Origin of the sequence: Streptococcus sp. 1004_SSPC, assembly GCF_001069025.1 — a bacterium.
GTDB lineage: Bacteria > Bacillota > Bacilli > Lactobacillales > Streptococcaceae > Streptococcus > Streptococcus vestibularis.
In genome coordinates this window covers 1-3,903 of the sequence record NZ_JWGQ01000010.1, presented here as the reverse complement: position 1 = coordinate 3,903, position 3,903 = coordinate 1, and the positions used below count along the sequence as shown (strand labels likewise).

General features: G+C 29.0%; 4 protein-coding genes. 2 read left to right on the top strand and 2 right to left on the bottom strand.

Features of this window, described 5'->3' with window-relative positions; genetic code table 11:
• Positions 1–278 precede the first annotated feature (278 nt).
• Together ADF62_RS00775 and ADF62_RS11290 are read right to left on the bottom strand one after the other, a co-directional pair.
• The gene (locus ADF62_RS00775) at positions 279–866 is read right to left on the bottom strand and encodes a hypothetical protein (RefSeq protein ID WP_239664977.1); all 588 of its coding nucleotides are present in this window, start codon (positions 864–866) and stop codon (positions 279–281) included.
• Positions 867–871: 5 nt separating this feature from the next.
• Complete coding sequence (locus tag ADF62_RS11290) at positions 872–1,135, bottom strand: helix-turn-helix domain-containing protein (protein WP_239664976.1); 264 nt, start codon at positions 1,133–1,135, stop codon at positions 872–874.
• A 653-nt stretch (positions 1,136–1,788) separates the two neighbouring features.
• On the opposite strand from ADF62_RS11290, the gene ADF62_RS00770 reads away from it, so the two are divergent.
• Both ADF62_RS00770 and ADF62_RS00765 read left to right on the top strand, forming a co-directional pair.
• A complete protein-coding gene (locus ADF62_RS00770) occupies positions 1,789–2,430 on the top strand; it encodes an SAP domain-containing protein (RefSeq protein ID WP_048787870.1) in 642 nt (213 codons plus the stop codon).
• Positions 2,430–3,878, top strand: a complete 1,449-nt coding sequence (locus tag ADF62_RS00765; protein ID WP_048787869.1) for an AMP-binding protein — start codon at positions 2,430–2,432, stop codon at positions 3,876–3,878. Before ADF62_RS00770 ends, ADF62_RS00765 begins: the two co-directional genes overlap by 1 nt.
• Positions 3,879–3,903: the final 25 nt, after the last annotated feature.

Sequence of the window (3,903 nt, the reverse complement as noted above, 5' to 3'; positions counted from 1 at the left end):
ATAAGTTCTTCCTAATGATGGTTTGGTTGCTTTTCATTATAGTTCTTATGGGACTTTTTGTGTGCATTCAAAAAGCTCTATAATCTCTACAGTGGTTTTACCCACTACAGAAATTATAGAGTCAAAAGACTTTAGTCATTCTTAACTAAAGCTTTTTTAATCTTAGATTTTATCAAAAATCCAAAATAAAGAATAAATAGTTATGAAGAAAAAAACCTTCAATAAAAGTGAGATATGTAGTCTGTAAGATAATCTAAACTATAAGATGGATTGCTCAATCAGTTAAATGTAATGTGAGGATTATTTTTTATAAGAGTATCTAAGTACGATTCAAACATGGCAGCAATTGAAAGACTACCAATTAAATTAAAGTATTTGATAATTGATTTACAAATTTTTAGAGAGCTTATTTCTCCATTTAGTAAATTTAGTACCTCATTAAAAAATACGATACAACTTTTTTCGTACATACAATCATCATTTATTTTAAAATTTTTAGCAATTTGTAAAGCTTCTTTTGCACGTCTGATATCTTGTCTGTCAATGTATAAAATGATCATATTTATGAACATCCTAATTGATTCGTTGCCATAGTATCTTAATGTTGAATACTTTTCCAAGTTTAAATTAATTTTTCGAAAAATCAGTTCAATGAACTCGCTATCAAATATAAACATAGCATTGTTAAATAAAACAGTTTCATAGTGAGTCCAGGTTTCTATATTTATTAGATAGTCACGAAGAATTTTTTCTTCTGTACAAGAGCTTGTATTGGTTAGTCTCCCAAGTAAGGATGAAATTAATGCATAAATGATTTTCTCTTTGACGTTTATTTGTGACGAGTAGCTAGTCAGTAAGTTTTGCAATCCTACTATATTATTTTTTCAAAATAGATTTTAATTTTCTCCATATCAGTAAATTCTTTTTCCAATTGAAAATTATTACAGATAAATAGGAATTCATCAACATTAACATTGAGATGATTCAGTAGGTAAAATAGTTTTGTAGAAGAAATATCAACTTCATTGTTCACAAAACGATAGTATGTTTGCCTAGAAAGATAATTTCCACAAATTTGTTTTACTGAAAAATGTTTTTGACGTCTAAGATGATCGATTGCTTGTCCAAAATTCATTGCCACCTCCATACTATGTAACATATTTGTGACTATGATACATTATTTGCAACTAAATGTCCAATGGAAATTAATTTGAGTTATAGTAACACCATCAATACATTAAGTGTGGAGGTAACTATATGTGGTTGATTTTACTATTTCTTTGAAAATTGTAGGGAAATTCTAAGTATTTAAGAAGATTAGCTTTGTTCCAAGACCCTTATTCCAATTTGATATGTGCTAATTGGAACTTTATGAAAAGTATTTTGCAGACAGCTCTTCTTTTGATTTTAAAAGGTTCATTTATTTTAGGTTTAGGATGTCTATCTATTGATGTTCTTAAGATAATTGAGCCTTTTTATATTTTCGTAACTATAATAATGTAGATTTAAAAACTAGGATTTTTTGAGAGGAAAGCAAGCACGATTATGACAAAGCATAAAATTAAGATTAATAAATGGACTACACGATCTAAGTTGAATCGAATACTCTAATTGATATTGTAATAAAAAAGCATAATGTAGTAAATTCTATTCTTTGTATTAAAAAATGTTTTCACTGTAACTCAATAATAGATTAAGTAGGGACAATTACTTTTATGAAGAATTACTAAGCTAAATAAAAATATATAATGGTAGTAGTATTGATTATATTTTAAAAAGGAGACATAAATGAAACGTCCTATTTTCTCAGAAAAACTAAGTGTTAGTGAGTTTAAAAAATTTTATTGGTATAAGACTGAATTGCAGGAAATTTGTCAAAAGTATAACTTACCAACTTATGGTACAAAATATGAGTTAGCAGTATATATTATACAATTTTTAAATGGGACCCCTGCTCATTTAATTAAGCCAGTAAGAAAGAACAATCGGTCAGGAATACCAGCTAGTGAAATTACTCCTCACACAAAGATAATAGCTTCAGGAGTTAGTTTAAACAATGAAACACGAAAGTTTTTTTGTAAATATTATAATGTAAAGAAATTTTCGTTTAATAAAGCTATGGGAATTAAAATGAGAGAGATTGAATCGAATAATGATGTAGAAGCTACTATACAAGATTTGATTGATGTATATGAGAAAGGAACTATGGATTTAACTGGAAATAATGATGAAAAGACTTACCAATGGAATAACTTTGTACGTGAATTTAGAAATGATAAAATCTCCTCGCTTTATAATACTCCATTAAAAGTAGCTGCAATACTATGGGGGAAGGTAAGAGATTCAGATATGCCCAAAAAATATAACAGAAAGTTAGTAGAACTTTATCAAGATGATATTTCATCATTTTTAAAGAAGGAGGAGAGATAATGGGAGAATTTTATTCAAAAATAAGAGAAATCTGTACAAATTGGGGGAATAAAATTGCATATACTCAATTTGAATCAGATCGTTCCATAAATATTTCTTACTTGCAATTCTTAGAATTTGTAGAGAAACTAATTGTCAAATTAAAAGACTTAGAATTACCCAAAAGGGCAGTAATTGGTGTGAATTTAACTCGTAGTTATCAGGTTAGTGCATATATAGTGGCGTGCTCTGCCTTGGACTACATTTATGTTCCACTTGATACTGAGTACCCAGATGAATATATTGATAGTGTTAGTAATCAATTAAATATAAACCTTCTTGTACAAGAAGATTCTACAATAGTATTAAATAAAAATGAGAATAGTATATCTGAAGATTGTAGATTTATTTATTTTACCTCAGGGTCAACAGGTGTTCCTAAAGGAGTGATGCACGGTGAGAAGCATCTTTTAGAGCGAATTAACTGGATGTGCTCTATCTACCCATTTTCAGAAGAGGAGATAATGGGGCAGCGTGCTTATATCAGTACAATTCCTAGTGAATGGGACTTATTCGGGGCTTTTTTTTCAGGAAATACAACTGTTTTTATCCCCAATACAGTAATGCAAGATATCAATACTTTTTCTAATTTTATTGATGAGCATAAAATCACTAGATTGACACTAAATCCTACAATATTACGATTTTGGATCAAATATAAGATAAGCGATAAAGTATTAAAGTCATTGAAATATGTCATTTCGCTTGGTGAAAAATTGGACAATGCTCTGATTAATCTAATAATAAAGAAATATTCATTCATACTTCTAGATGATTATGGTTCTACAGAGACAAGCACACTTATAATTACAGAATATATCAAAAACAGAAAGTCTTGTATAAGAAAAGCTCCTTATTATAAATTAATGATTAAAAATCAGGAGCTAATTGTTAAAGGTGAGAATTTATTTATTGGCTATACAGGTGATAAAGAGACTAAACTTCATAGAAAATACTATAAGACGGGAGATATTGTTGTTGAACGGGATGGTGGGAAAATAGAAATTGAAGGGCGAAAAGATGATATTGTTAAGATTAGTGGAAAAAGAGTCAATACGAAACTAGTTGAACGATATTTAAAAGAAATTTATAAGAATCAAGAACTTGCTGTAGTTACAGTGAAATCTCATGGGGAGCTGGAATTACACGCTGTACTTGTTACTAATAGTGAGGAAGACAACTTTGTTGAAATTCGTCGAAAACTGACTAAGAAGATTCCAAGTTATATGGTTCCTACGAGCTTTCATATTGTTTCAGAACTTCCTAAACTACCGAATGATAAAATTGATTATAAAAGTCTATCTAAGCAATTAGCTGCAGATGATAATAAAGGCTCTATAATTTCTGTAGTGGGTAAAACCACTATAGAGATTATAGAGCTTTTTGAGTGTACACAAAAAGTCCCATAAGAACTATAATGAAAAGCGACAAAAC

Coding starts and splice junctions, on each gene's coding strand:
- ADF62_RS11290 (WP_239664976.1), bottom strand. CDS start 1,135: ATGAATTTTGGACAAGCAATCGATCATCTTAGACGTCAAAAACATTTT.
- ADF62_RS00770 (WP_048787870.1), top strand. CDS start 1,789: ATGAAACGTCCTATTTTCTCAGAAAAACTAAGTGTTAGTGAGTTTAAA.
- ADF62_RS00765 (WP_048787869.1), top strand. CDS start 2,430: ATGGGAGAATTTTATTCAAAAATAAGAGAAATCTGTACAAATTGGGGG.